Raw genomic sequence first — 24,994 nt, forward strand, 5'->3', positions numbered from 1 at the left:
CCGCCTCAGCGCTCAATGAAGTCGGACCGGGCGGACCCATTAGCATTGCAGGTTGACCCGCCGCCTCTCCCGCGGCCGCCCGACCTTCAATGCCCCAAGACACCCCGATCACCGCCAGCGACCTCCTCGCCCAGGGCCACACCCCCATGATGGCCCAGTACCTGGCCATCAAGGCGCAGTTTCCCGAGACGCTGGTCTTCTACCGCATGGGGGACTTCTACGAGCTGTTCTACGACGACGCCGAGAAGGCCGCCCGCCTGCTGGACATCACCCTCACCCGCCGCGGCCAGTCCGCCGGCGAGCCGGTCACCATGGCCGGCGTCCCCTTCCACTCGGTCGAGACCTACCTGGCCCGCATCATCAAGCTCGGCGAGTCCGTGGCGATCTGCGAGCAGGTGGGCGACGTGGGCGCCAGCAAGGGCCCGGTGGAGCGCAAGGTGGTGCGCGTGGTCACCCCCGGCACCCTCACCGACACCGCCCTCCTGAACGACAAGAGCGAGGCCACCCTGCTGGCCGTGCACCAGGGCCCGCGCCACCGCCTCGGCCTGGCCTGGATGGCCGTGACCCAGGGCGCGCTGCAGCTGGCCGAGTGCGACGCCGACGCACTGGAGGCCTGGATCGCCCGCATCGCCCCCAGCGAGATCGTGTTCAGCGCCGAGGTCACCCCCGCCTTCGAGGAGCGCCTGAAGGCCGCGCGCGCCGGCGCGCCGCTCACGGTGCGCCCGGCCTTCCAGTTCGACGCCGGTCTGGGCGCGCGCCGCCTGCGCGAGCAGCTGCAGGCCGCCAGCCTGGGCGCCTGGGGCGCCGACGACCTGCCCGAGGCCCACGCCGCCGCCGCCGCCCTGCTCGCCTATGCCGAGCACACCCAGGGCCGCGCCCTCACCCACGTGCTGTCCCTGCAGGTGCAGCGCGACGACGAGCTGATCGACCTGCCCCTGACCACCCGCCGCAACCTCGAGCTGGTGCAGACCCTGCGCGGCGACGACGGCCCCACGCTGTTCAAGCTGATCGACACCTGCATGACCGGCATGGGCAGCCGCATGCTGCGCACCTGGCTGCTCGCGCCGCGTCGCGACCGCGCCCAGGCCATCGCCCGCCACGACGCCATCGACGCCCTGCGCAGCGGCCCCTGGCAGGACCTGCGTGACTACCTCAAGGGCACCAGCGACGTCGAGCGCATCACCGCCCGCATCGCCCTGCGCCAGGTGCGCCCGCGCGAGCTGGTGGGCCTGCGCCACTCGCTGGACAAGGCGGCGCGGCTGGCCCCGGTGCTGGCCGGCCAGCCCGGGCTGCTCGCGCGCCTGGCCGAGGACCTGGTGCCGCCGCCCGAGTGCGCGCCCCTGCTGGCCCGTGCCCTCTTCGAGGAGCCGGCCGCCCTGGTGCGCGATGGCGGCGTGATCGCCACCGGCTTCGACGCCGAGCTCGACGAGCTGCGCGCCATCCAGGAGAACGCCGACGGCTTCCTCGTGCAGCTGGAGGTGAAGGAGCGCGAGCGCACCGGCATCGCCAACCTCAAGGTGCAGTTCAACAAGGTGCACGGCTTCTACATCGAGGTCACCCAGGGCCAGCTGGACAAGGTGCCCGAGGACTACCGCCGCCGCCAGACCCTGAAGAACGCCGAGCGCTTCATCACCCCCGAGCTCAAGGCCTTCGAGGACAAGGCCCTGTCCGCGCAGGAGCGCGCCCTGGCCCGCGAGAAGTGGCTGTACGAGCAGCTGCTGGACACGCTGCAGCCGCAGGTGGCCGCCCTCACCCGCCTGGCCCGGGCCATCGCCTCGCTGGACGCGCTGTGCGCGCTGGCCGAGCGCTCCCTCACCCTGGGCTGGTGCCGCCCGCAGTTCACGAAGGAGCCGGGCATCGAGATCGCCAGGGGCCGCCACCCGGTGGTCGAGGCGCGCCTGGCCGAGACCTCCGGCGGCAGCTTCATCCCCAACGACACGCGCCTGGGCCCGAAGCAGCGCATGCAGGTGATCACCGGGCCCAACATGGGCGGTAAATCCACCTACATGCGCCAGGTAGCCCTGATCTGCCTGCTCGCCTCCATGGGCGCCTTCGTGCCGGCCCAGGCCTGCCGCCTCGGGCCGATGGACGCCATCCACACCCGCATCGGCGCGGCCGACGACCTGGCCAACGCCCAGTCCACCTTCATGCTGGAGATGACCGAGGCCGCCCAGATCCTGCACGCGGCGACGCCCCACAGCCTGGTGCTGATGGACGAGATCGGCCGGGGCACCTCCACCTTCGATGGCCTGGCACTTGCTAGCGGGATTGCGGCCCACCTGCATGACAAGACCCAGGCCTACACCTTGTTCGCCACGCACTACTTCGAGCTGACCGAGTTCCCGGCGCGCCACCACGCGGCGGTGAACACGCATGTGAGCGCCACGGAGGCGGGGCACGACATCGTGTTCCTGCACGAGATCCAGCCCGGCCCCGCCAGCCGCAGCTACGGCATCCAGGTGGCGCGGCTGGCCGGCATGCCGACCGCCGTGGTGAACCACGCCCGCCACACCCTGGCCGCCCTCGAGGCGCAGCAGGCCGGCTCGCGCGAGCAGGTAGACTTGTTCGCACCGCCGCCCGAGCCGCCGCAGGCCGCGCACAGCGCGGTGGAGGCGGCCCTGCGGGCGATCGACCCGGACGCGATGAGCCCGCGCGAGGCCCTCGACGCGCTCTACCAACTGAAGAAGAAACTGGAACCGCAATGACCTACTGCGTCGGCATCAAGCTCAACGCCGGGCTGGTGTTCCTGTCCGACTCCCGCACCAACGCGGGCGTGGACCACATCAGCACCTTCCGCAAGATGATCGTCTACGAGCGCCCGGGCGACCGCTTCATGGTGCTGCTCTCCGCAGGCAACCTGTCGATCTCCCAGTCGGTGCGCGAGATCCTGCAGGTCGAGCAATTGCGCGACCCGGACGGCGGCGAGGCCGTCACCATCTGGAATGCCAAGAGCATGTTCGACGCGGCCCGCATCCTGGGCCAGGCCGTGCGCCGCGTGTACGACCGCGACGCCGCCTCGCTCAAGTCCGCCGGCGTGGAATTCAATGTCTCGCTGATCTTCGGCGGCCAGATCAAGGGCGAGGGCATGCGCCTGTTCAATGTCTATTCGGCCGGCAACTTCATCGAGGCCACCGCCGAGTCGCCCTACTTCCAGATCGGCGAGTCCAAGTACGGCAAGCCGGTGCTCGATCGCGTCATCACACCCGACACCCCGCTGGACGAGGCCGCCAAGTGCGCGCTGGTGTCCATGGACTCGACGATGAAGTCCAACCTCTCCGTCGGCCCGCCGCTGGACCTGGTGGTCTACGAGGCCAACCGGCTGGAGTCGGACAAGGTGGCCTGCCTGGGGGTCAACAACCCCTACTACCAGATGCTGCACAAGACCTGGGGCGAGAAGCTGCGCCAGGTGTTCGACAGCCTCGAGGACCCGGTGTGGGACGACACCCGCACCGACACCCCGCTCAAGGTGGACGAGCCGCGCTACAAGACCCTCAAGAAGATCGGGCGTCCGGAGGACAGGCTGATCTGAGCCGGCTCCATGAGCCTGGTCGTCTTCGCGCACGCGAACAGCTTCCCCGCCGGCACCTACGGCGTGCTGTTCCGGCAGTTGCGCGCGCGCGGGTTCACCGTGAAGGCCCCCGAGAAGCTCGGGCATGACCCGGCCCGGCCAGTCACCGACAACTGGCCCCACCTGGTCGAGGAACTCGCCGCGTTCACCACGCGCGAGGTGGACCAGGCGGGCGAGCCGGCCTTCCTCGTCGGCCATTCCCTCGGCGGCTTCCTGGCCGTGATGTGCGCGGCACGCCACCCGGCGCTGGCGCGCGGCGTGCTGATGCTCGACTCCCCCCTGATCGGCGGCTGGAAGGCCACCGCCGTCGCTGCGGCCAAGCGCACCCCGCTGGTGGGCGCGCTGTCACCGGGTGCGGTGAGCCGCAAGCGCCGCAACCGGTGGCCGGGCGTGGAGGAGGCGCTCGAGCATTTCCGCCACAAGAAGGCCTTCGCCCGCTGGGACCCGCAGGTGCTGCGCGACTACGTGGTGCACGGCATGCGCGACGACGGCGGCGAGCGCGTGCTGGCCTTCGACCGCGACATCGAGACCCGCATCTACAACACCCTGCCCCACAACCTCGACCGGCTGCTGCGGCGGCATCCGCTGCAGTGCCCGGCGGCCTTCATCGGCGGACTGCAGTCGCAGGAGATCGCCCAGGTCGGCCTGGCCCTGACCCGGCGGGTCACCGGGGGCCGCATGGCGATGATGGAAGGCAGCCACCTGTTCCCGATGGAAAAGCCGGTGGCCACGGCCGCCGCGATCGAGGCGGCGCTGCTGGCGCTGTGAGGCGCGCAGGCACGCCCGGCGGACGCGAGGCGCGTCAGGCCCTCCAGGGCACCAGGCCGGTCCACGAGGTGGCCAGCACCACGACCCCGAAGACGATGCGGTAGTAGGCGAACGGCACGAAGCTGTTCGAGGCGATGTACCGCAGCAGCCAGCGAACGCACAGCCAGGCGCTGAGGAACGAGAACACGAGCCCCACGCCGAACACCGGCAGGTCGGCCACCGACAGCAGCGCCCGCTCCTTGTAGAGGCTGTAGGCGCCCGCGCCGATCAGGGTGGGGATGGCCAGGAAGAAGGAGAAGTCGGTCGCGGCCTTGCGCGAGAGGCCCAGCAGCATGCCGCCGATGATGGTGGCGCCGCTGCGGCTGGTGCCGGGGATCATGGCCAGGCACTGCACCAGGCCGACCTTGAGCGCATCACGCCCGCGCAGGTCGTCCACTTCCTGGATGCGCACCGCGGTGGCCTGCCGGCGCTCGGCCCACAGGATGATGAAGCCGCCCAGGATGAAGGTGGAGGCCACCACCTCGGGGGTGAACAGGTGCGACTTGATCCACTTGCCCAGGGCCAGGCCCATGATCACCGCGGGCAGGAAGCCCAGGGCCACGTTGAAGGCGAAGCGCTGGGCGCGCTCCTGCGTGGGCAGGGCCGCCAGCGTGTCGCGGATCCGCTGCCAGTAGACGATGATGACGGCGAGGATGGCGCCGGTCTGGATGGCGATGTCGAAGACCTTGGCCTTGTCGTCGTCGAATCCGAGCAGCGCGCCGGCGAGGATCAGGTGGCCGGTGCTGGAGATCGGGAGGAACTCGGTCAGGCCCTCGACGATGCCCATGATGGCGGCCTTGGCCAGCGAAACGACGTCCACGCGGATCCCCCTGCTTGAAAGACCCGCGATTATCGCCGCGGCCCGCGGGCCTCACTCGTAGCGCAGCGCCTGGATCGGCAGCAGGCGCGAGGCGCGCCGCGCCGGGTACCAGCCGAAGAACACGCCCACGAAGGCCGAGAACCCCGCGGCCAGCGCGATCGCGCCGGGGGTGATGCTCACCTGCCAGCCGGCGAAGAAGCCCACCGCCCAGGTCGCCACCGCGCCGATGGCCACGCCGATGGCACCGCCGATGAGGCTCAGGGTCACCGCCTCGATCAGGAACTGCGAGAGGATGTCGCGGCCACGCGCGCCCACCGCCATGCGCAGGCCGATCTCGCGGGTGCGCTCGGTCACGCTCACCAGCATGATGTTCATGATGCCGATGCCGCCGATCACCAGGCTGATGCCCGCCACCGCGGCGAGCAGCAGGGTCATCACCCGGCTGGAGGCCTCCTGCGCCTGCAGGATCTCGGTGAGGTTGCGGATCGAGAACGGGTCCTCGGCACCGGGCTGCACCTTCAGGCGCTGGCGCAGCAGCTCCTTGATGGACTCCTCCACCGCCTTCATGTCCTGGCCCTCGCGCACCTTCACGCTGATCGAGCCCACGCGCTTGACCTTGCCGCCCACCCCGCCCTGGATGCGGTTGCGGTAGGTGCTGATCGGAACGACCACCACGTCGTCCTGGTCCTGGCCCATGGAGTTCTGGCCCTTGCGTTCCAGGACGCCGACCACGGTCACGGGGATCTTCTTCACGCGAATGACCTGGTCCACCGGGTCGGCGTCGCCGAACAGCTGCTGCGCCACGGTCTGGCCGATGAGGGCCACCTTGGCCGAACCCTGCACCTCCGCGGCCTCGAAGCCGCGGCCGGCCGACAGCGGCCAGTCGCGTGCCTCCAGGTAGTCGTTGGTCGTGCCGAAGATGGAGGTGCTCCAGTTGGTGTTGCCCACGACCACCTGCGCGCCGGTGCGCAGGCTGGGGGCGGCCACCTGCACCTCGGGGACCTCGCGGGCGATGGCCAGCGCGTCCTCCTCGGTCAGCGCCTGCCCGGTCTGCGCCCCCAGGCGCACGCCGCCGGCGGTCACGCCGCCGGGCAGCACCAGCATGATGTTGGAGCCCAGGCCCTTCATCTGCTCCTGCACGCGCTCGGTGGCGCCGCGGCCCACGGCGATCATGGTGATCACCGCGCCCACGCCGATGATGATGCCCAGCATGGTGAGCACGCTGCGCAGCTTGTTGGCGGCCAGCGCGCGCAGCGCCGAGCGCAGGGCGGCGAGCGTGTTCATGCGGCGGCCTCCCTGGCCGGGGCGGCGCCCTTCGGGCCGGCCTCGCCCGGGGCGGCGCCGTTCGCGCCCGTGTCCTCGACGATGTGGCCGTCGCGGAAGTGGATGCAGCGCCGCGCCCAGGCGGCCACGTCGTGTTCGTGCGTGACCAGCACCACGGTGATGCCGTGCTGATTGAGCTCGGTGAGCAGGCGCATGATCTCCTCGCTGGTCTGCGAGTCGAGCGCGCCGGTGGGCTCGTCGGCCAGGATCAACTGCGGCCGGTTCACCAGCGCCCGGGCGATGGCCACGCGCTGCTGCTGCCCGCCCGAGAGCTCGGCGGGGGTGTGGTGCACGCGCTCGCCCAGGCCCACGCGCTGCAGCGCCTCCAGCGCACGGGCCTGGCGCTCGGGCGCCTTCACGCCGGCATAGACCATGGGCAGTTCGACGTTCTCCTGCGCGCTGGTGCGGGGCAGGAGGTTGAACTGCTGGAAGACGAAGCCGATGCGCCGGTTGCGGATGGAGGCGAGCTGGTCGGGCGACATCGCCTCCACCGCCTCGCCCGCGAGCCTCAGGTGGCCGCTGGTGGGACGGTCCAGGCAGCCCAGGATGTTCATCAGCGTGCTCTTGCCCGAGCCGGAGGCGCCCATGATGGCGACGAACTCGCCCTCGCCGATGTCCAGCGAGACGCCGCGCAGGGCATGCACCGTGGTGCCGCCCATGGCGTAGGTCTTGGTCAGGTCGCGCGCCTCGATCAGTGCCATGGCGGGTGCGTCCTCAGAACGGCATGCGCGGGCCGGCGGGGCGCGCCGGGTTCGCGGGCGAGGTTCCCCCGATGACGCCGGTGATCACCGTCGCGCCTTCCTTCAGGTCGACGGCCTGGGGCGAGCCTGGCGGTACGAGCAGCTCGGTCATGGTGCCGTCGGTGATACCCAGTCGCACGTCGAAGGCGCGCGGCTTGCCGTCGGCGCCGAGCAGGAAGATGCGTCCGCGCGAGCTGGTGCGGCTGGCGGCCTCGGCCACCAGGGCGGCGTACTTCGGCTTCTGTTCGGCGGAGAGCAGGTCGGCGATGCGCGCGCGGATGTCGGCGGTGATGCGCTCGCGGGCCTTGCCGCGCTCCTCGGCCGGCAGGTCGCGCAGCTGGCCGAACTTCGGCCGCGCCTCGGCGTAGATCGCGTCGACCTTCTCGACCTGGGCGGGCGTCAGCTGCAGCTCGGTGACGAGGCGGTTGCGGAATTCGGCGGCCGGGCCGCCCGGGCCGCCGGCGGGCGCGGCGGCATTCGCGCCCGCCGCCGCCGGGGCAGACGGCGCGGCCGGCGTGCCGGTGGAGGGGCCATTCGGCTGGGCCGCAGCCGTGGCGGGCGCGCTGCGCGAGGCCGCCGCCGCCGCGGGGGCCGCGGCGGAAGTCCCGGCTCCGGTCGCAGCCGCGCCGCGCGACCCCGGGGCGGCGCCCGGCTGCGACGCGCCCTGCACGGACTGCGCGTACTGCGCGCGCTGGGCCGGCGTGAGGATGGCGGCGATGCGCTCGCGCATCTGCGCCTGGACCTTCTCGCGGGCCGCGGCCCGCTCGCCCTCGGGCAGCTCGCGCAGGGCCATGAACTGCGGCCGCAGCTCGTTGCCGATGGCCTCCAGCTTTGCCTGCTGCGCGGCGTCCAGCTGCAACTCGGTGGTCAGGCGCTCGCGCATCGCGGCGAAGCCGCCGCCGCCCGCAGGCTGGGCCACGGCCTCGGCGATCCAGGGAAAGCCCCAGGCGCGGCTGGTGGCCGTGGCGGCGGGCGCGGAGGCCGCCGAGGCCGGCGCGCGCGCCGGCTCCACGCCGGCGATGCGCACGCGCAGCGCGGCGTTGGGCACCTTGAGCACGTCATCGCGGGCCTCGGTGACCACGCGCACGTTGGCCGTCATCCCGGGCAGCAGGCGGCCGCCCGGATTGGAGAAGCGCACCACGGCGACGTAGGTGACCACGTTGGCCACGTTCTGGGCCGCCTTGCGGACCTGGCCGATCGTGCCCTCGAAGCTCTGGCCCGGAAAGGCATCCACCGTGAAGCTGGCCTTCTGGCCGGGGCGGATGCGACCGATGTCGCTCTCGTCGACGCTGGCCTCGACCTGCATGTCCTGCAGGTTCTGCGCGATCACGAACAGCTCCGGCGCCTGCAGGCTGGCCGCCACGGTCTGCCCGCGCTCGACGGCGCGCTTGATCACGATGCCGTTGACCGGCGAGACGATGCGGGTGCGGGCCAGGTCCACCCGGGCCTGGGCCAGGGCCGCCTGGCGCTGGGCCACGTTGGCCTGGGCGCTGCGCACCTGGGCCTGGGTCACGCCGAGCTGGGCCTCGGCCGACTTGAGCGACTCGCCGCTGGTGTTCACCAGCGCCTGCGCCTTCTCGGCCTCGCTCTGCGCGATGAACTGGCGCTCCACCAGCATCCGCTTGCGGTCCAGGTCTCGCCGGGCCTCGGCGAGGTCCACGTGGGCGCGCGAGACGGCGGCGCGGGCCGCCGCGCCGTTGGCCTCGGCGGTGAGCACCGCGGCCTGCGCGGCATCGACATCGGCCTGCGCCTGGCGCACCCGGTACTCGAAGGTCTCCGGGTCGATCTGCGCGATCAGCTGGCCGGCTTTCACCTCGGCGTTGAAGTCGACATACAGCTCCTTGATCTGGCCGGACACCTGCGTGCCCACCGACACCTGGGTGACCGGGTTGACCGCCCCCGAGGCCGAGACGGTGGACTGCAGCGGGCCGCGCTCGAGGCGGGCGGTGCGGTAGCTGACGTCGGGCGCGCGGCCCGCGGACCACCACCAGGCGCCGCCGGCGACGGCAAGCACGGCGACGGCCACGGCACTCCATGACTTCCAGGACAGGGCGATCTTCATGCGACGGATTCTAGGAAGCGCATGCGACCGGCCGCCCGCCCCCGTGTATCGCGCAGGTAAAGCCGCAGGGTCGGGGCGCGGCTCGACGAGGCCTTTCGGGTGACAGCATCGCCCGCCCCCGCAACCGCCCCATGAGGAGCCATGTTCCTGCCGTCCCTGCTGTCCCCGCCGCCCTGGCCGTCCCTGCAGCCCCTCCTGGCGCCTGTCCTGGCGCACCTCGCGCACCTGCCGCCCCCCACCCTCGTGCACCTGGCCGCCGCCCTCGCGGCGCTGGCCCTCGGCCCGTTCGCCCTGGCCTCGGGCCGCCGCCTGCGGCCGTCGCGGGCCTGGCACCGGCTCCTGGGCCTGGCCTGGGTGGGCGCGATGCTGGCCGTGGCCGTGAGCGCCGCGTTCCTGCGAGAGCCACGGCTGCCGAACCTGGGCGGCCTCACCCCCGTGCACCTGCTGGTGCCCGCCACCCTCGCCGGCCTGGCCCTGGCACTGCGGCGGCTGGCGCACGGTGACGTGGCCGGCCACCGCCGCTGGATGCTGCGGCTGTACGTGGGCGCCTGCCTCGTCACCGGCGGCCTCACGCTGCTTCGGATCGTGGGGCAGCGGGCGCTCGGCCTGCCCTGAGCACGGGACGGCCGCCTGGGGCCGTCAGCATGAGACGGCCCAGTCCTACAGGACCGCCGAGCCCCAGGTTGTTTACTTCCTGGGATCACCCCGACTCCTCTGAGTCCCCTCCTCCTCCGGGGTGAGCTGGTCCGGCCCTCCGTCCCGCGACCGGCAAGTTACCCCCAGGCCACTTCCTGGGGGTTTTTTTTGGCACGCGTGAATTGGGCGCGCACGAAAAAGCCCCCGGGGCCGGAACCGCCGGGGGCAGCTTGGAGAAGAAGATCGCCGAGTCCATTGTTGCGGCCCGGCGGGCAGGCGTCAACGCATTCCGCGCTCAATACCTGCCGTGTCCATGCCCGTGGCCATGGCCATGGCCACGGTGGTGCCACCGGTGGCCGGGCGGCCCCCAGCGGCCGTGGTCAGGCTGCGCGTACACCAGCTGGGGCTGCGAGTAGACGACCCGAGGCGGGGTGTAGACCGGCTGCGGGTAGGTGTACAGCGGCGGCGGCACATAGACCGGGGCCGGCTGGACATACATCGTCGAGGGCCGCACGTAAACCGGGGCGGGCTGTACGTAGACGGGCGCCGGCTGGACATACACCGGGGCGGGACGGGCGTTGCTCACGCCGACCACCAGGCCGGGCGTCGCGGCGCCGATCGACCAGTACACGTTGTCGGCCCGGGCCAGCGGGGCGGCCACGGCCGCCGCCAGCCCCAGGGCGGCAAGCAGCAGCGGGCGGAAAAGGGAACGAGGGGCAGGCATGTCAGTCTCCTTGTGGGTGGGGCGGCGTGGCCCCACTCCAGTAACGCACGAACAGCGCGGCCGTAGGACAAAGCAGTCGTCAAGCGCGTTGCCAGAAGTAACCACCCGGGGGCGCACCCTAAAATCGCGCCCTTATGTCCGCCCCTTCCGAGAACACCAGCGCCAAGCCCAGCAACTTCCTGCGACAGATCATCGAGCGTGACCTCGAGCAGGGGACCTACGCGCAGCGCCGCTGGGCCGGCCAGCCCGGTGACGCGGCGCAGCATGCCGCCGGCCAGGCCGACCCGGCGAAGATCCGCACGCGCTTCCCGCCCGAGCCCAATGGCTACCTGCACGTGGGCCATGCCAAGAGCATCTGCCTGAACTTCGGCCTGGCGCGCGACTACGGCGGCGTCTGCCACATGCGCTTCGACGACACCAACCCCGAGAAGGAGGAGCAGGAGTACGTCGACGGCATCCTGGACGCGGTGAAGTGGCTCGGTTTCGGCTGGGACGCGAACGGCACCTCGCACCTGTACCAGGCCTCGGACTACTTCGACTTCATGTACCGCTGCGCCGAGTACCTGGTGGGCGCCGGCCTGGCTTATGTCGACGAGCAGACGCCCGAGCAGATGCGCGCCAACCGCGGCGACTTCGGCAAGCCCGGTGTGGACAGCCCCTTCCGCAGCCGCACGCCCGACGAGAACCTGGCCCGCCTGCGCGAGATGCGCGATGGCCAGCTGGCCGACGGCGCCGCCGTGCTGCGCGCGAAGATCGACATGGCCAGCCCCAACATCAACCTGCGGGACCCGGCCCTCTACCGCATCAAGCACGCCGAACACCACAACACCGGCAACACCTGGTGCATCTACCCGATGTACACCTTCGCGCACCCGATCGAGGACGCGCTGGAGAACATCACCCACAGCATCTGCACCCTCGAGTTCGAAGACCAGCGCCCGTTCTACGACTGGCTGCTCGATCGCCTGCGCGAGGGCGGCCTGATCAACGCGCCGCAGCCGCGCCAGTACGAGTTCGCCCGCCTGAACCTGACCTACGTGGTCACCAGCAAGCGAAAGCTCAAGCAGCTGGTGGACGAGAAGCACGTGGACGGCTGGGACGACCCGCGCATGCCCACCATCGTCGGCCTGCGCCGGCGCGGCTACACGCCGGAAAGCCTGCACCTGTTCGCCGAGCGCATCGGCGTGACCAAGGCCGACAGCTGGATCGACTACAGCACCCTGGAGATCGCCCTGCGCGACGACCTCGACCCCAAGGCCGCCCGCGGCATGGCGGTGCTCGAGCCGGTGCAGCTGGTGATCGACAACTGGGACGAGGTCATGGGCGCCGGCCACCTGGAGCCCTGCGTGGCCCCGGTGCACCCGCACCACCCCGAGCGCGGCCAACGCCGGTTCTCCTTCGGCAAGACGTTGTGGATCGAGCGCGGCGACTACGAGGAAGTGCCGCCCAAGGGCTACAACCGCCTCTTCCCGGGCAACAAGGTGCGCCTGAAGTACGGCTACGTGGTCGAGTGCGTGGGCGCCGACAAGGACGCCGGCGGCCGGGTCACCACCGTCCACGCCAACCTGATCCCCGACACCAAGAGCGGCACGCCGGGCAGCGACAGCGTCAAGGCCAAGGGCGTGATCACCTGGGTCGGCGCGCACGACGCGGTGGCTGCCGAGGTACGCCTGTACGACCGCCTGTTCTCGGTGCCCCAGCCCGGCGCCGGCGACAAGGACTTCCTGCAGGAGATCAACCCCGACAGCCTGCAGGTGGCCCAGGCCTGGGTCGAACCGGCGCTGGCCCAGGCCGCGCCGGACGACAAGTTCCAGTTCGAGCGCCACGGCTACTTCGTCGCCGACCGCAAGGACCACGCCGCCGGCCGGCCCGTATTCAACCGGGTCACCGGCCTGAAGGACACCTGGGCGAAATGAGTGCGAGGCCCTGGCCGGGAACCAACCCGGCCATGGCGGGGTCTGCGTGGACAGGAGGAGCCCCGCATGACCGCCTCTTCAGCCCCCCCGCCTCCCGCCCTGCGCACCCTGCTCTATCGCTACTTCTTCTTCGGGTGGCTGTTCCGCGACGTGACGCGCGGTGACCTGATCGAGCGCGCCGCGGCCTGGCGCCACAACCGCGAGCAGGCGCGCTGGCTGCCGACGTACATGCGGCGCTGGCTCTCGTGCGGCCTGGCGTTCTACCTGCTGGGAATGCTGGCCGAGGTGCTGGCGGGTTCGCAGCTGCTCTCCGCGGTGTTCTACGTGCCCGGCGCCCTGAGCGTGCCGGTGAATGCGGTGATCGGCGCGGCCTGGGTGGGGTTCAAGGCCCTGCCCGCCCCCTTCTGACCGCGCGCGCGCCACGGGCCGGTGCACCACCGGCCGGGAGCGGATCATTTCCTCGAAGGCGCTGTCGGCCCCCAGGCCCGAGCCCGTGGCCCGCGGGCGGCCGGGATGTGGCAAGGCGCGAAAGAGCAACTGCGGTGGATGGTGCACGCTGGAGACTCCCTGGGCAGGCGAACGTGCAGGCAGGTTAGCACCCGTGCAACCTCAGCCGGCCCCGGCGACGCCGGTACTTTTTGTGTTTGGCGCCGACTGCGTGCGGGGCGGCCCTGCGCCCCCGACCCCTTGCCTCAGCGAGCGCGGGCGGCGCGCGCCAGGCGCAGTTCGTTGTCGCCCTGCCCGGCGCCGCTGGCGGGCACCGAGGCCCCGGCGCCGTCGCAGACCTGTGGCAGGCGCGCGGCCAGGGCCTCGTCGGCATCCGGGCCGGCGCCGATGTAGACGCCCTGGGTGAGCGTGACCTGCGCCGACTCGAAGGCGCCGGCGCCGGCGCACAGCGTCGTCTTGGTCGGCGCATCCTGGTGGGCCAGGGCCAGCATGGCCGGCACCACCGACTCGGGGCCGAAGGCCTCGAGCATGTCGGGCGGGAACAGGTCCTGCGTCATGCGCGTGGCCGCCGTAGGGGCCAGGCAGTTGACCCGGATGTCGTGCTTGTGCCCCTCGAGCGCCAGCGTGTTCATCAGCCCCACCAGCGCCAGCTTGGCGGCGCCGTAGTTGCTCTGGCCGAAGTTGCCATACAAGCCGGTGGAGGACGTGGTCAGGACGATGCGCCCGTACTTCTGCGCCTGCATGTAGGGCCAGGCGGCCTTGCAGCAATGCACCGCGCCCATGAGGTGCACCTCGACCACGGCGCGGAAATCGGCCAGGTCCATCTTCGCGAAGGTCTTGTCCCGCAGGATGCCGGCGTTGCTCACGATGATGTCGATGCGGCCCCAGGTGTCGACAGCCTGGCGGACCATGGACTGCACCGCGTCGAAGTCGGTGACCGACGCGCCGTTGGCGATGGCCTCGCCACCGCGCGCGAGGATCTCGTCGACCACGGCCTGGGCGGCACCCACGCTGCCCCCGGTGCCGTCGACCGCGCCGCCGAGGTCGTTGACCACCACCTTGGCGCCGCGCGCGGCCAGGGCGAGCGCGTGCTGGCGGCCCAGGCCGCCGCCGGCGCCGGTGACGATGGCCACGCGGCCGCTGAAGTCCAATGCCATGGAGGTCCTCCCGTTGGTCGTTGCGGCAGCGACTCTACGACGCCACGCCCCCTGCGCCTGTGCCGCAGGGGACATCGCGCCCGTCAGGGCCGGCCTACAACGGGAAGGCGGCGGCGACGTCGATGACGACGTTGCTGCGGCGGTCCATCAGCAGGATCTCCGCGCCCACGCGGATGTAGCCGTGGCCCACCGGCAAGGGCGGCAGGCGCGTCACCAGCGCCGGCGGCACCGAGTACCAGACCACGTCCGACGGCAGCGGTCGGCCGATCTGGTACTTCTTCGCCTGGCCGGGCGGCAGGCAGCCGTTGTTCTTTTTCGCCAGCCCCGGCGGGCAGCGCCCGGCGCGCTGGGCCTGCTCGCCGTACCAGGTGCGCACCACCTCGCGGTCGCGGTCGGTGAAGGTCGCCCCGATACGCACCTCGGTGCGCGGGGCGGCCTCGCGCGAGACCGCAGCCTCCGGCTCCCGCTCCTGCTTGCGCCGCTGCCCGGGCGCATCGTCATTGCGGGCCGTAGCGCCTGCGGCCACCGCCGCCAGGGCGACGGCCAGCGCCATGCGGGCCAGGGGGACTTGCATCATGGACACCTCCTCTTCGTGGATGGACGGACAACCCGGACTGTCGCGCCCTGCGCGCCGTCACCGGGTAGGACGGCGCCGACAGCGCCGTCCCCGGCTCCTCAGGGCGCGGCCAGCGAAGGCGCCACCGCGGCCCGGCCCAGGCCCAGGCGCTCGGGCGCGATGTACTTCTGGCGATAGATCTCGAAGGGCAGGCTGTCACTGGCCTCGATGCGGGCCTGCTCCTGCAGCGAGGCCGCGGCCTGCGCCGTGAAACGCGCCTGCTGCGCCTCGCTCCAGGGCAGCGCCAGGAGCTCCTCGCGCACGCGCCGCGACCGGTCCAGCCCGAAATCGAAGAAGCGGTTGCCGTGGTCCTTCGCCATCGCCGCGAGCACGCGCGCCGAAGGCACGAGCGACGGGTCGTCGAGGCGCTCGCGGGCGACGCGCAGGGCGGCCTGGTGCAGGGTGCCGCCGAGGGCGGCGTCCAGGGCGCGCGCGGCGCCCTCGCACGCGTCGAGCAGCTCGTGGCCCCAGGCGGCGAGGCCGGCCTCGCCGTCGTCCCGCTCCAGCCGCAGCGCCGGATCGCGGCCGAAGGCGGCGGTGCGGTGCTGGTTGCGGCCGATGCGGGCGATCTCCTCGGGGGTGTCGGGCGGGCTCTCAGCGAACAGGCAGTGCAGCAGGAAGACGTCGAGGAAGCGCATGGCCTGCGCGTCGATGCCCAGGGGCTCGAACGGGTCCAGGTCCATCAGGCGCACCTCCACGTACTCCACGCCGCGCTCGCGCAGCGCGTGCAGCGGGCGCTCGCCCGGGAAGATGGTGCGCTTGGGGCGGATGGTGCCGTAGAACTCGTTCTCGATCTGCAGCAGGCTGGTGGCCAGCTGGCGGTATGCGCCGTCGGGGCCGCGCACGCCGATCGCCTCGTAGGGCGGGTAGGGGCGCGTGAGCGCCCCGTGCAGCGAGTCGGCATAGCCCTCCAGGCCGTTGTAGCTCACGGCCAGGCGCGACTGCGCCTCGCTCTGGTAGCCCAGTCGCCCCATGCGCAGCGAGGTGGCGTACGGCAGGTACAACGTGCCCTCGGACAGCGCCTGCAGCTGGTGGTCGCGCCCCTCGACGAAACAGGCGTTGAGGGCCGGTGAGGCGCCGAACAGGTACAGCAGCAGGAAGGCGTGGCGGCGGAAATTGCGGATCAGGCCGAAGTAGGCGGCGCTGTCCACGCCCGGCATCGACCAGTTGTAGTGGATGCCGGAGATGGTCTGCATGCGCCGGCCATAGCGCCAGGCCAGGCCCATGCGGTAGACGCTCTTGGCCTGGCCCACGTTGGAGCTGCCGTAGCGGCCGATCGGGATCTGGTCTTCGTCAGGCAGGGCGCACGGCATGCTCGAGGCCCACAGGGCCTCCTCGCCGATCTGGCGCAGCGTGAACTGGTGGATCTCGCGCAGTTCGTCCACGCAGGACTCGGGCGTGGCATGCACGCCCGTGATCAGTTCCAGCTGCGCCTCGCTGTAGTCGGTGGTGATGTGCGGGTGCGTCAGCGCGCTGCCCAGCGCCGCGGGGTGCGGCGTGGCCGCCAGCGAGCCGTCGGGCGCGGCCCGCAGGCTTTCTTTCTCGACGCCGCGGCGGATGCCGAGCAGGCGCGTGGGGTCCAGCCCGCTGAGGGCCGGCAGGGAAATGCTCATGTCTTCTTGTCGGAGGGCCGGGCCGGCCAGTGGATCAGCCGCCCCAGAGTCCCGCCGAAGTTAACACCTTTGTGCGTTCCCTGCCGTGACAGGACTCAGTTGCGGTCCGCGCGGCGGGTGCGTTGCTGCGTCGTGGTGGTGGTGGTATCGGTGGTTGCGGAGCCCGCGCCCATGCTGCCGGTGGCGCCGGTGCCGGCGCTGCCCGACGGGGTGCCGGTGGTGGCGCTGCCGGCGCCCATGCTCGATCCCGAGGTGCCGGTGCCGGTGTCGGCGGCGCCCGTGCTGCCGGTGCCTGTGCCTGTGCCTGTGCCGGTGCCGGTGGACCCGGTGCCCGGCGAACCGCCGGCGCCCATGGTGCCGGTGTCGGAGGGCGATCCGGAGGGGGTGCCGGCCCCGGTGGACCCCGGCGCCGGCGAGGCCGCGCCCGGCGTGCTGGTGTCCCCCGCGCCGGAGGGCGAGGCCTGGGTTCCGGTGGTGCCGCCGGTGGCGCCCGTGCCGCCCGTGGTGCCGGCGCCCGATCCGCTGCCCTGGGCGAGGGCAGCACCGGCGAGGGCGGCGGTGGCGAGGCCCGCGAGCAGGCGGCGCAGAAGGCTCGATGTGGTCATTTCGCAGACTCCTTACATGGCTTGGAATGGCTGGTCACTGGCCAGCATCGCTGCCGGCTGCGACCAGCCTAGGCAGCCCGCAGCGGCGCCTCGTCGGTGGCCGGCAGGACCTCGTGTCAGACGGAGCCCGCCTCGACCACGGCCTGCGGCGACGGGCGTGCAGGACGCCGCCCGGGCGGGAAGACCTCGGCCAGCGCGCGCGTATCGGGCAGCACGTAGACCACCGCCCCGGCTCGCACGGCCGGCACCAGCACCTGCTCGTAGAACCGCACCGGCAGGTTGATGCAGCCGTAGGAGATGCGGTTGTCGCCGGGCGTGGGCGAGGCCAGGCGCTGCAGCCGGCGCTCGGACTTCAACGTGGCGCGCACGCGGTGCATGGACACGGCGGAGGCGTAGTCGACCCAGACGATGTCCTCGCCGGCCAGGTTGGTACCGGGCTCGGCAACGAAGCGGCCGGCTGGCGTGGTGCGCTCGTGCGGCAGGATCGACCGCAGCGGCCGCTCGCCGATGCCGGGCACCGACTCGTCGCCGCGCGCCAGCCCCAGCAGGGCCGGCGCCGCGCCGAGCAGCCGGCCCGCCGGCGAGAGCACGTAGACGCGCGCCCGCTTCTTGTCGACGATGACCAGGTGCCCGCGGCCATGGTCCCCCGAGGCGAGGGCCCAGGCAGCGACCTGCCGGGCCTCGGGCGAGACGCGCTCGGCGCCGAAATCGGGCGGGGGCAGCGCGGCGGCGCCGAGGGCCGTGGACAGCAGGAGGATGGCGGGCAGGCTCATGGCCCGCCCACACTAGCCCCGCCCGGGCGGGGTGGCCGTGCGGCGCGTCCTGCGCCGCGCGTAGGCGTGCGCTTTCAGGCGGGCGTGTGGCCTGCGGGCACCAGCCGCCACAGGGAAGTCACTTCCCTGCCGCGGGCCGCTGCCAGCGGGTCCGACGGGTCGGAGGCCTTGGGATGGCGCGGGCGGATGTCGAGCCGGTCCTTCACCGCCAGGCCGGCGGCGGCGATCCACCCGAGCAACTCCTCGCGCGGGCGCAGGCCCAGGTGCTCGGCCAGGTCGGACAGGACCAGCCAGCCCTCCCCGCCCGGCGCGAGGTGCGCCGCCAGCCCCGACAGGAAGCCGCGCAGCATGCGGCTGCCCTCGTCGTACACCGCGAGCTCCAGCGCCGACCCCGGCCGCGCCGGCACCCAGGGCGGGTTGCACACCACCAGCGCCGCGCGGCCCGGCGGGAACAGGTCGGCCTCGAGCAGTTCGACGCGGTCCTGCACGCCCAGGCGCCCGAGGTTGTCGCGGGCGCAGGCCAGGGCGCGCGGGTTCAGGTCGGTGGCGACCACGCGGGCGATGCCGCGCCGGGCCAGCAGGGCCGCCACCACCCCCGTGCCGGTGCCGACGTCGAAGGCGAGCGCCCGGTCCGCCGGCAGCGGGGCGCGCGCCAGCAGGTCCAGGTACTCGCCGCGCACCGGCGAGAACACGCCATAGTGCGGATGGATGCGGTTGCCCGGCGCGGGGCCGAGCGCGGGGATCTCGACGCCGGCCTTGCGCCACTCGTGCGCCCCCACCAGCCCCTGCAGCTCACGCAGCGCCACGAGCTGGGGCTGGCCGTCGGCCGGGCCCCAGGCCTCGGCGCAGGCTGCGTGCAGGTCGGGCGCGCGGCGCAGCGCGATGCCGTGGTCCCCCGCCACCTCCACCAGCAGCATGCCCAGGAGGCGCGCGCGCCGGCCCTGGGCCTGGCGGTGCTTGTGGAAGGCCTCGGTGATCGAGGCCGGCGCAGGTACGGGCTTGCGCGGCTTGCGGTCGATGCGGCGGGCCAGGGCCTGCAGCAGCTGGCGCGCGTTGTGGAAGTCGCCGCGCCACAGCAGCGCGGTGCCCTCGCACACCAGGCGGTAGGCCGCGTCGGCGGGCAGCTGGTCGTCGGCCACCTCCACGCGCGCGGGCGCGGGCCAGCCGGCCTCGCTGCGCCAGCGGGCGCTGCGCGGTGCGCCGCCCTCGGTCCAGGCGACCATCGCGGGGGCGTCCGTCATGCGGCCTCCCGGGCAGGAAGGAGCCGGCGGCCCATTGCGGCGGCGCCCAGCACCAGCGCGCCGGCGGCGATGCCGGTCACCGCATCGGCCAGCAGGGCGCCGGCCGCGGCGGCCAGGCCGCCCCACGCCTGCAACGTGCCGGTGACCGCACCGTGCAGCGGCTCGATGCCATGCAGCAGGATGCCGCCACCCACCAGGAACATGGCCGCCGTGCCGGCGACCGAGAGGGCCTTCATCAGCCAGGGCGCCGCACGCAGCAGGCCTCGCCCCAGGGCGCGCACGCCGCCCGACGCACTGCGGCTCAGGGCCAGCCCCGCGTCGTCGAGCTTCACGATGCCGGCGACCAGGCCGTACACGCCCACCGTCATCAGCAGCGCGATGCCGGCGAGCACCGCCACCCGGGTACCGAAGGGGCTGCCGGCCACCGTCCCGAGGGCGATGACGATGATCTCGGCGGAGAGGATGAAATCGGTGCGCACCGCGCCGCGCACCTTCTGCCGCTCCAGCGCCAGCACGTCGACCTGCGGGTCGGCCAGCGCACGCGCCAGCGCCTGGTGGTGCGCGGCATCCTCGGCGGGCGAGTGCAGGAAGCGGTGGGCCAGCTTCTCGAAGCCCTCGAAGCACAGCCAGGCTCCGCCCACCATCAGCAGCGGGGTCACTGCCCAGGGCACGAAGGCGCTGATGGCCAGCGCGGCGGGCACCAGCACCAGCTTGTTCACCAGGGAGCCGCGCGCCACCGCCCAGACCACGGGCAGCTCGCGGTCGGCGGCGACGCCGGTGACCTGCTGCGCGTTCAGCGCGAGGTCGTCGCCGAGCACGCCGGCGGTCTTCTTCGCCGCGACCTTCGTGAGCACGGACACGTCGTCCAGCAAGGTGGCAATGTCGTCGAGCAGCGCAAAGAAGCTGGAGGCCATGGGGTGTCGGGCGGGCGGAGGGTCGGCCATTATCATGGGCCATGCCTGCCGAGTACCTCGCCCGCCTGGGCCCCGACGGGCCGCGCTTCGCGCTCGCGGCGGACCGCACGGTGCTGCAGTCGGCCGAGGCGGCGGGCCTGGTGCTGCCGAACTCCTGCCGCAACGGCACCTGCCGCGCCTGCATCCAGCAGCTCGAATCCGGCCGCGTGGGCTACCGCATCGAATGGCCCGGCCTGCTGGCCGAGGAAAAGGCGCAGGGCTGGATCCTGCCCTGCGCGGCGTACCCGCTCAGTGACCTGGTGCTGCGCGCCACGCCCTGAGCGTGCTTCCCAAAGGAAAAGGGCCGCCCGCAGGCAGCCCTGGCAAGGCGGCGATGCCGCCTCAGGGGCGCAGCACGCCCGGCACCACGATCAGGCGTTCGCCCGCGGGGCCGCGCCCGGCGCTGCCTGCGGGCGCCGCCTTGAGGCGCGCCGGGTCATCGACCAGCGGAATGCTCAGGACCGCCGTGCGGCCGGCCTGGGTGGTGAAGACGTTGAGGTGCGGCGCACCGCTCGCGTCGATGCGCACCCTCACCTCGCGGGTGCCGGCCGCACCTGCAGCCAGCGGCGTGCTGTCCGCCTGCAGCAGGCGGGCGCCGCCGGTGGCGGTGTAGCGGAACGTCGCGCCCGCCGGGTCGCTCGCGCCGGACAGGCGCAGCGTCACGAGGACCGTGTCGGCGCCGGTTCGCTCCAGGGTGTGGCGGATGTCCACGCCGGCGCCGTGGACGGGACCGTGCGGGTCGGCCGCCGGGGCCATGGGAGCGGCGGAGGCCGGGGCGGCCTGCACCGAGGCCAGCGTGCACAGGGCACCCAGGGCCAGCAGGAGGTTCAGTGCATGGGAAAGGCGCTTCATGTTCATCGGGCTCGCAGGGGCGTGAAGGAAGGGGCGGCGTAGGAGGAGGCGGCGGGCGGCTCGGCGAGCTCCACCAGCTGCACGTCAAAGCAGCCGGTGGCGTACGAGCCGCGCAAGACATCCCGGTCGGCCAGGCTCAGGACCAGGGTACCGGCGGGCAGCGGCAGGTCGACGTCCAGCCCGGGGGTGTCGGTCCAGCCGTAGGTGCGCTCCACGCCGTCCAGCCAGGAGAGTTCCACCCGCGGCCGGCTGCCATCGCCCCGGTCGCGACCGAGGATCGCGAGCTTGTAATGCCCGGCCCTGTGGGTGACGACCTTCAGGTAGCGGGTGTTGCCCAGCTTGTTGGGCTTGCCGTACGTGCTGACGCTGCAGACCCTGGCGGACTGGCCCGGGGCCAGCGGCAGGTAGGGCGGCAGGACCTGCAGGCCGCCGTCGTTCGTCTCGCCGGTGCCATAGGCATCCCCCGAGCTCCGTGAGGTCACGATGGCCTGCCCCTCGAGCAGGACGTCGAGCGCGTCGGCGGCGTCCGGGTCGGCGCCGCGGACGGCGTGCGAGAAGGCATACAGGGTGTTGAAGGCCGGCGAGGCGGCGAGCTGTCGCATGGCAGCGTGGACCGGCACCACCCCGCGCTGGCGCGCGAAATTCCAGATCACCGTGGCCACCGAGTCCTCGGCATGGGCGCCGGGGCGTTTCGTGACGGCGCGGTCCAGCGGCAGGAACCAGCCGGACGCCTGGCCCGGCCCCATGGCATCGGAAATCGCCGCGATGCCCAGGGCGATGCCGGACCAGGCGCTGCCCCAGCCCTCGCTGAAGGCCAGCGCCAGTTCCAGCGGCTCGCCGGCATGGCGCCCGCCGGGCGAGTCACTGCGCGAGAAGGCCCATTGGTAATAGTGGCCCCACTCGTGCGCGATGACGCCCTCGTCGTATTCGTCGGTGTTCACGTCCTCGTCGCCCATCACGTAGATGTGCGCGGTGGTGTCGGCAGCCGCCGCGGTGAAGTGCGTCCCGCCGATCTGGCCCTGCGACTTGTCGCCGCGCACGGCGCGGTTGCCGGGGCTCCAGTGGACGTCCAGCGGGCGCAGGGCCGCGCGGGGGTCGACCGCCAGCAGGGCGGCCTGGGTCCGGTAGACCGTGTCGAGCACGGCGAAGGGCGCGGCCGACCGGGGCTGGCGATAGCCCGCGCCGGTCCAGCCGGAGGGCGCGTGCAGGTCGCGGGTGCCGCCGCCGGTGAAGGCGGGGGACTCCAGCGCGTACAGGGCGTCGCCCTGGGTGTTGTCGGTGACGCGGGTGCGGGCATTGCCCGCCAGGAGTTCGGCACTCACGCGCAGGCGGACCGGGCGGCCCTCGGGGGCCTGGGCGCTGTAGCGGCCCTCGGCGTCGGTGCGCGTGTCGGCCACGACGGTGCCGGCCTCGTCCACCAGCTGCAGCCGCGCGCCGCGCACCGGGCGGGCCTCGACGTGCGCGTAGGCGAGGCGGCCGCCGGCGCTCGGCACGTAATCGAAGGTGACGCGGCCGCGGACCGTCGCGTCACCCGGGACGGGGACGGGGCCGACGGGCCGGACCGGGTCGGCCGGCTGCACGGGCACGGGGGGTGGCGGCGGCTCGGCGGGGGCATCGGCGCCGCCGCCGCCCCCGCCGCCACAGGCGGCGAGCAGGGTCAGGTACAGGAAGGCCGGCAAGGCAGCGGCGAGCCGCCAGCGGGTGGCGCGCGGCCGGGCCGGGCGGCTTGAGGACGAATGGGTCATGGACACCTCGGTGAAGGGAGTGGCATCGCCCGCTCGTGGCGGGCGGCCATGGGTGTCCAGGAGGGAAGCGATGCTGCCGCGCAAGCTGTCAGCTCGCTGAGGAGCCTGGCGCGCGGGCTGCGGCTAATCGTTGCCCGTGGAATACGGCCTGCGCGGCGCGCGCCCGTCGCTGCCGGAGGGGCGCCGTTCGGCCTGCGGGTCGGGCTCGGGGCGCGGCGCATTCGAGCCCGCCGGATCGCTGGCGGGACCCGGTGCCGGGGCCGGTCGCGGCGGGATCACGTCGGGCGCGCTGGCGGGAGTGGAGTCGGTGGCCATGCGCGCCAGCCTGCCCGCCCCTTCCCGCGGCAGGCGTAGGACGGGCTGGCATGATGCGGGCCGTGAAGTTCCTGACCGCCCTGATCCTGGCCGCCGCGTCGGCCTGCGCCTCGGCCGCACCGTTCGAGGACACCATGGCCCAGCGCACCCGGGCCTGCAGCGCCTGCCACGGTGCCGAGGGCCGCGCCGGCCCCGACGGCTACTACCCCCGCATCGCCGGCAAGCCGGCCGGCTACCTGTACAACCAGCTGCTGCATTTCCGCGACGGCCGCCGCCACTACGGCCTGATGACGCGCCTGCTGGACCCGCTGTCCGACGCCTACCTGCTCGAGATCGCGCAGCACTTCGCCAGCCTGGACCTGCCCTACCCCCCGCCGGCCCCCGCGCCCGCGCCGCCGCAGGTGCTGGAGCGAGGCCGCCAGCTGGCGCTGCAGGGCGATGCCGCGCGCCAGCTGCCCGCCTGCGCCGCCTGCCACGGCCCGCAGCTCACGGGCGTGCTGCCCAACACCCCGGGGCTGCTGGGGCTGCCGCGGGACTACCTGAACGCCCAGCTCGGCGCCTGGCGCAGCGGCCAGCGGCGCGCCCACGCCCCCGACTGCATGGCCCGCATCGCCCAGGCCCTGCCGGCCGAGGACCTGACCGCCGTGGCCACCTGGCTGGCGGCCCAGCCCCTGCCGGCCAGCACCAAGCCGGTGGCGAAGCTGCCCCGGCCGCCCGAGATCGCCTGCGGCAGCGCCGTCCTTCCCGCCGGGAGGATGACGCCGTGATCCGCCGCATCTCCCTCGCCCTGCTGGGCCTCCTGGCGCTGGCGGGCATCGCCTTCGGCGTGATGTTCGCGCGCAGCGAGGCCGGCTCCGGCGCGCCCGCCGCGGCGCCGGCCGCCGCCGCCCCCGCGACACCGGACCTCATCGCGCGCGGCGAGTACCTCGTGCGCGCCGGCAACTGCATGGCCTGCCACACCGACCGGGGCGGCGCACCCTGGGCGGGCGGGCGCGGCATCGTCACGCCCTTCGGCACGGTCTACGCGGGCAACCTCACGCCCGACCCGAAGACCGGGCTGGGCCACTGGTCCGCCGACGACTTCTGGCGCGCGCTGCACCATGGCCGCTCGCGGGACGGGCGCATGCTGTACCCGGCCTTCCCCTACACGAACTACACCCTGGTGACCCGCGCCGACGCGGACGCGATGTTCGCCTTCCTGCGCAGCGTGCCGCCGGTGGCGCGCGAGAACACCCCGCACGACCTGCGCTGGCCGGTGAACACGCAGGCATCGCTGGCCGTGTGGCGGGCGCTGTATTTCCGCCCCGGCGAGCTGCGCGAGGAGCCCGCGCGCGGCGCCGAGTGGAACCGCGGCGCCTACCTGGTGCGCGGGCTGGGCCACTGCTCGGCCTGCCATGCCACGCGCAACGCCCTGGGCGCCAGCGACATGATGGACCTGTCCGGCGGGATGATCCCGATGCAGGCCTGGTACGCGCCCTCGCTGGCCTCGGACCGGGAGGCCGGCGTCGCCGGCTGGCCCCTGGAGGACATCGTGCGGCTGCTTCGCACCGGCCACACGCCCGGCGCCAGCACCCTGGGGCCGATGGCCGAGGTGGTGCTTCACAGCACGCAGCACCTGTCCCTGCCGGACCTGCAGGCCATGGCCACCTTCCTCAAGTCGGTGCCGCCGGCCGCCGAGACGCCGCGCCCGCCCGCGCCGCCGACACCCGCCAGCGTGGCTCAGCGCGGCGCGCGCCTGTACGAGAACCACTGCGCCCAGTGCCACGGCGACCGCGGCGAGGGTGTCGGCGGCGCCTACCCGCCGCTGGCGGGCAACCGCGCGGTCACCCTCCCGGTGACGGCCAACCTGGTGCAGGTGGTGATCCATGGCGGCTTCGGCCCCGCCACCGAGGGACACCCCCGCCCGTTCGGCATGCCGCCCTTCGCCCTGGAGCTGTCGGATGCCGATGTCGCCGCCGTGCTCACGCACATCCGCGGCAGCTGGGGCAACCGCGCCGGCATGGTCAGCGAACTGGACGTGGCCCAGCAACGGAGCCTGCGATGAGCGCCGGGCCGTCCCTCCCGAGGCGGGGTGCGCCCGC

Annotated in this window: 23 protein-coding genes; 9 read left to right on the forward strand and 14 right to left on the reverse strand. The window is 73.1% G+C overall.

The features are described 5' to 3' along the window. The first annotated feature begins 89 nt into the window (after positions 1-89). Genes mutS through ACT80S_RS02805 form a run of 3 tightly spaced genes read left to right on the forward strand, consistent with a single transcriptional unit; the run spans position 90 to position 4,336 of the window. Entirely contained in the window at positions 90-2,705 is a 2,616-nt protein-coding gene (gene mutS, locus ACT80S_RS02795; RefSeq protein WP_377412304.1) for a DNA mismatch repair protein MutS, read from the forward strand. After that, on the forward strand, positions 2,702-3,529 hold the full coding sequence (locus ACT80S_RS02800) for a peptidase (protein ID WP_377412306.1): 828 nt from the start codon (positions 2,702-2,704) through the stop codon (positions 3,527-3,529). Before mutS ends, ACT80S_RS02800 begins: the two co-directional genes overlap by 4 nt. Positions 3,530-3,538: 9 nt before the next feature. Next, positions 3,539-4,336, forward strand: a complete 798-nt coding sequence (locus tag ACT80S_RS02805) for an alpha/beta hydrolase (RefSeq protein ID WP_377412309.1) — start codon at positions 3,539-3,541, stop codon at positions 4,334-4,336. Between the two features lie 34 nt (positions 4,337-4,370). Here the strand turns inward: ACT80S_RS02805 and ACT80S_RS02810 are convergent, their stop codons facing one another. From ACT80S_RS02810 to ACT80S_RS02825, 4 genes are read right to left on the reverse strand one after another with little or no spacing between them, the layout of a single operon-like run. Then, a complete protein-coding gene (locus ACT80S_RS02810; RefSeq protein WP_377412311.1) occupies positions 4,371-5,195 on the reverse strand; it encodes an undecaprenyl-diphosphate phosphatase in 825 nt (274 codons plus the stop codon). 51 nt (positions 5,196-5,246) lie between these two features. After that, entirely contained in the window at positions 5,247-6,479 is a 1,233-nt protein-coding gene (locus ACT80S_RS02815) for an ABC transporter permease (RefSeq protein ID WP_377412313.1), read from the reverse strand. Next, positions 6,476-7,219 carry an ABC transporter ATP-binding protein gene (locus ACT80S_RS02820; RefSeq protein ID WP_377412315.1) on the reverse strand — a complete coding sequence of 248 codons (744 nt, stop codon included), beginning with the start codon at positions 7,217-7,219 and terminating at the stop codon, positions 6,476-6,478. The genes ACT80S_RS02815 and ACT80S_RS02820 overlap by 4 nt, the downstream gene beginning before the upstream one ends. Positions 7,220-7,232: 13 nt before the next feature. Then, a complete protein-coding gene (locus ACT80S_RS02825) occupies positions 7,233-9,320 on the reverse strand; it encodes an efflux RND transporter periplasmic adaptor subunit (RefSeq protein ID WP_377412318.1) in 2,088 nt (695 codons plus the stop codon). 141 nt (positions 9,321-9,461) lie between these two features. Between ACT80S_RS02825 and ACT80S_RS02830 the strand changes: the two genes are divergently transcribed. Next, a complete protein-coding gene (locus tag ACT80S_RS02830) occupies positions 9,462-9,935 on the forward strand; it encodes a DUF2306 domain-containing protein (RefSeq protein ID WP_377412320.1) in 474 nt (157 codons plus the stop codon). A 316-nt stretch (positions 9,936-10,251) separates the two neighbouring features. Here the strand turns inward: ACT80S_RS02830 and ACT80S_RS02835 are convergent, their stop codons facing one another. Beyond that, on the reverse strand, positions 10,252-10,680 hold the full coding sequence (locus tag ACT80S_RS02835; protein WP_377412322.1) for a hypothetical protein: 429 nt from the start codon (positions 10,678-10,680) through the stop codon (positions 10,252-10,254). 134 nt (positions 10,681-10,814) lie between these two features. Between ACT80S_RS02835 and ACT80S_RS02840 the strand changes: the two genes are divergently transcribed. Together ACT80S_RS02840 and ACT80S_RS02845 are read left to right on the forward strand one after the other, a co-directional pair. Continuing rightward, positions 10,815-12,596, forward strand: a complete 1,782-nt coding sequence (locus ACT80S_RS02840) for a glutamine--tRNA ligase/YqeY domain fusion protein (RefSeq protein WP_377412324.1) — start codon at positions 10,815-10,817, stop codon at positions 12,594-12,596. A 66-nt stretch (positions 12,597-12,662) separates the two neighbouring features. Then, positions 12,663-13,004, forward strand: coding sequence for a hypothetical protein (locus ACT80S_RS02845; protein WP_377412326.1), 342 nt, complete (start codon positions 12,663-12,665; stop codon positions 13,002-13,004). A 284-nt stretch (positions 13,005-13,288) separates the two neighbouring features. Here the strand turns inward: ACT80S_RS02845 and ACT80S_RS02850 are convergent, their stop codons facing one another. The 7 genes from ACT80S_RS02850 to ACT80S_RS02880 form a co-directional block, all read right to left on the reverse strand. Beyond that, positions 13,289-14,200 carry an SDR family NAD(P)-dependent oxidoreductase gene (locus ACT80S_RS02850; RefSeq protein WP_377412329.1) on the reverse strand — a complete coding sequence of 304 codons (912 nt, stop codon included), beginning with the start codon at positions 14,198-14,200 and terminating at the stop codon, positions 13,289-13,291. A gap of 94 nt (positions 14,201-14,294) precedes the next feature. After that, entirely contained in the window at positions 14,295-14,777 is a 483-nt protein-coding gene (locus ACT80S_RS02855) for a hypothetical protein (RefSeq protein WP_377412331.1), read from the reverse strand. 98 nt (positions 14,778-14,875) lie between these two features. Then, positions 14,876-16,429, reverse strand: coding sequence for a glutamate--cysteine ligase (gene gshA, locus ACT80S_RS02860; RefSeq protein ID WP_377412333.1), 1,554 nt, complete (start codon positions 16,427-16,429; stop codon positions 14,876-14,878). Positions 16,430-16,524: 95 nt separating this feature from the next. Continuing rightward, complete coding sequence (locus ACT80S_RS02865) at positions 16,525-17,034, reverse strand: hypothetical protein (RefSeq protein ID WP_377412335.1); 510 nt, start codon at positions 17,032-17,034, stop codon at positions 16,525-16,527. A gap of 116 nt (positions 17,035-17,150) precedes the next feature. Further along, positions 17,151-17,807, reverse strand: a complete 657-nt coding sequence (locus tag ACT80S_RS02870) for a hypothetical protein (RefSeq protein ID WP_377412336.1) — start codon at positions 17,805-17,807, stop codon at positions 17,151-17,153. Between the two features lie 74 nt (positions 17,808-17,881). Further along, the gene (locus ACT80S_RS02875) at positions 17,882-19,030 is read right to left on the reverse strand and encodes a methyltransferase (RefSeq protein WP_377412635.1); all 1,149 of its coding nucleotides are present in this window, start codon (positions 19,028-19,030) and stop codon (positions 17,882-17,884) included. A gap of 14 nt (positions 19,031-19,044) precedes the next feature. Continuing rightward, positions 19,045-19,962 (reverse strand): DUF808 domain-containing protein, encoded by a 918-nt coding sequence (locus tag ACT80S_RS02880; RefSeq protein ID WP_377412337.1) that lies wholly within the window; start codon positions 19,960-19,962, stop codon positions 19,045-19,047. A 41-nt stretch (positions 19,963-20,003) separates the two neighbouring features. Between ACT80S_RS02880 and ACT80S_RS02885 the strand changes: the two genes are divergently transcribed. Next, complete coding sequence (locus ACT80S_RS02885) at positions 20,004-20,282, forward strand: 2Fe-2S iron-sulfur cluster-binding protein (protein ID WP_377412339.1); 279 nt, start codon at positions 20,004-20,006, stop codon at positions 20,280-20,282. 61 nt (positions 20,283-20,343) lie between these two features. Here the strand turns inward: ACT80S_RS02885 and ACT80S_RS02890 are convergent, their stop codons facing one another. After that, positions 20,344-20,853, reverse strand: coding sequence for a hypothetical protein (locus ACT80S_RS02890; protein ID WP_377412341.1), 510 nt, complete (start codon positions 20,851-20,853; stop codon positions 20,344-20,346). 2 nt (positions 20,854-20,855) lie between these two features. After that, positions 20,856-22,598, reverse strand: a complete 1,743-nt coding sequence (locus tag ACT80S_RS02895) for a carboxypeptidase-like regulatory domain-containing protein (RefSeq protein ID WP_377412343.1) — start codon at positions 22,596-22,598, stop codon at positions 20,856-20,858. A 368-nt stretch (positions 22,599-22,966) separates the two neighbouring features. On the opposite strand from ACT80S_RS02895, the gene ACT80S_RS02900 reads away from it, so the two are divergent. Together ACT80S_RS02900 and ACT80S_RS02905 are read left to right on the forward strand one after the other, a co-directional pair. Continuing rightward, a complete protein-coding gene (locus tag ACT80S_RS02900; protein WP_377412638.1) occupies positions 22,967-23,680 on the forward strand; it encodes a c-type cytochrome in 714 nt (237 codons plus the stop codon). Continuing rightward, entirely contained in the window at positions 23,677-24,957 is a 1,281-nt protein-coding gene (locus ACT80S_RS02905; RefSeq protein WP_377412345.1) for a c-type cytochrome, read from the forward strand. The genes ACT80S_RS02900 and ACT80S_RS02905 overlap by 4 nt, the downstream gene beginning before the upstream one ends. Positions 24,958-24,994: the final 37 nt, after the last annotated feature.

The organism is Ramlibacter sp. MAHUQ-53 (assembly GCF_052600055.1).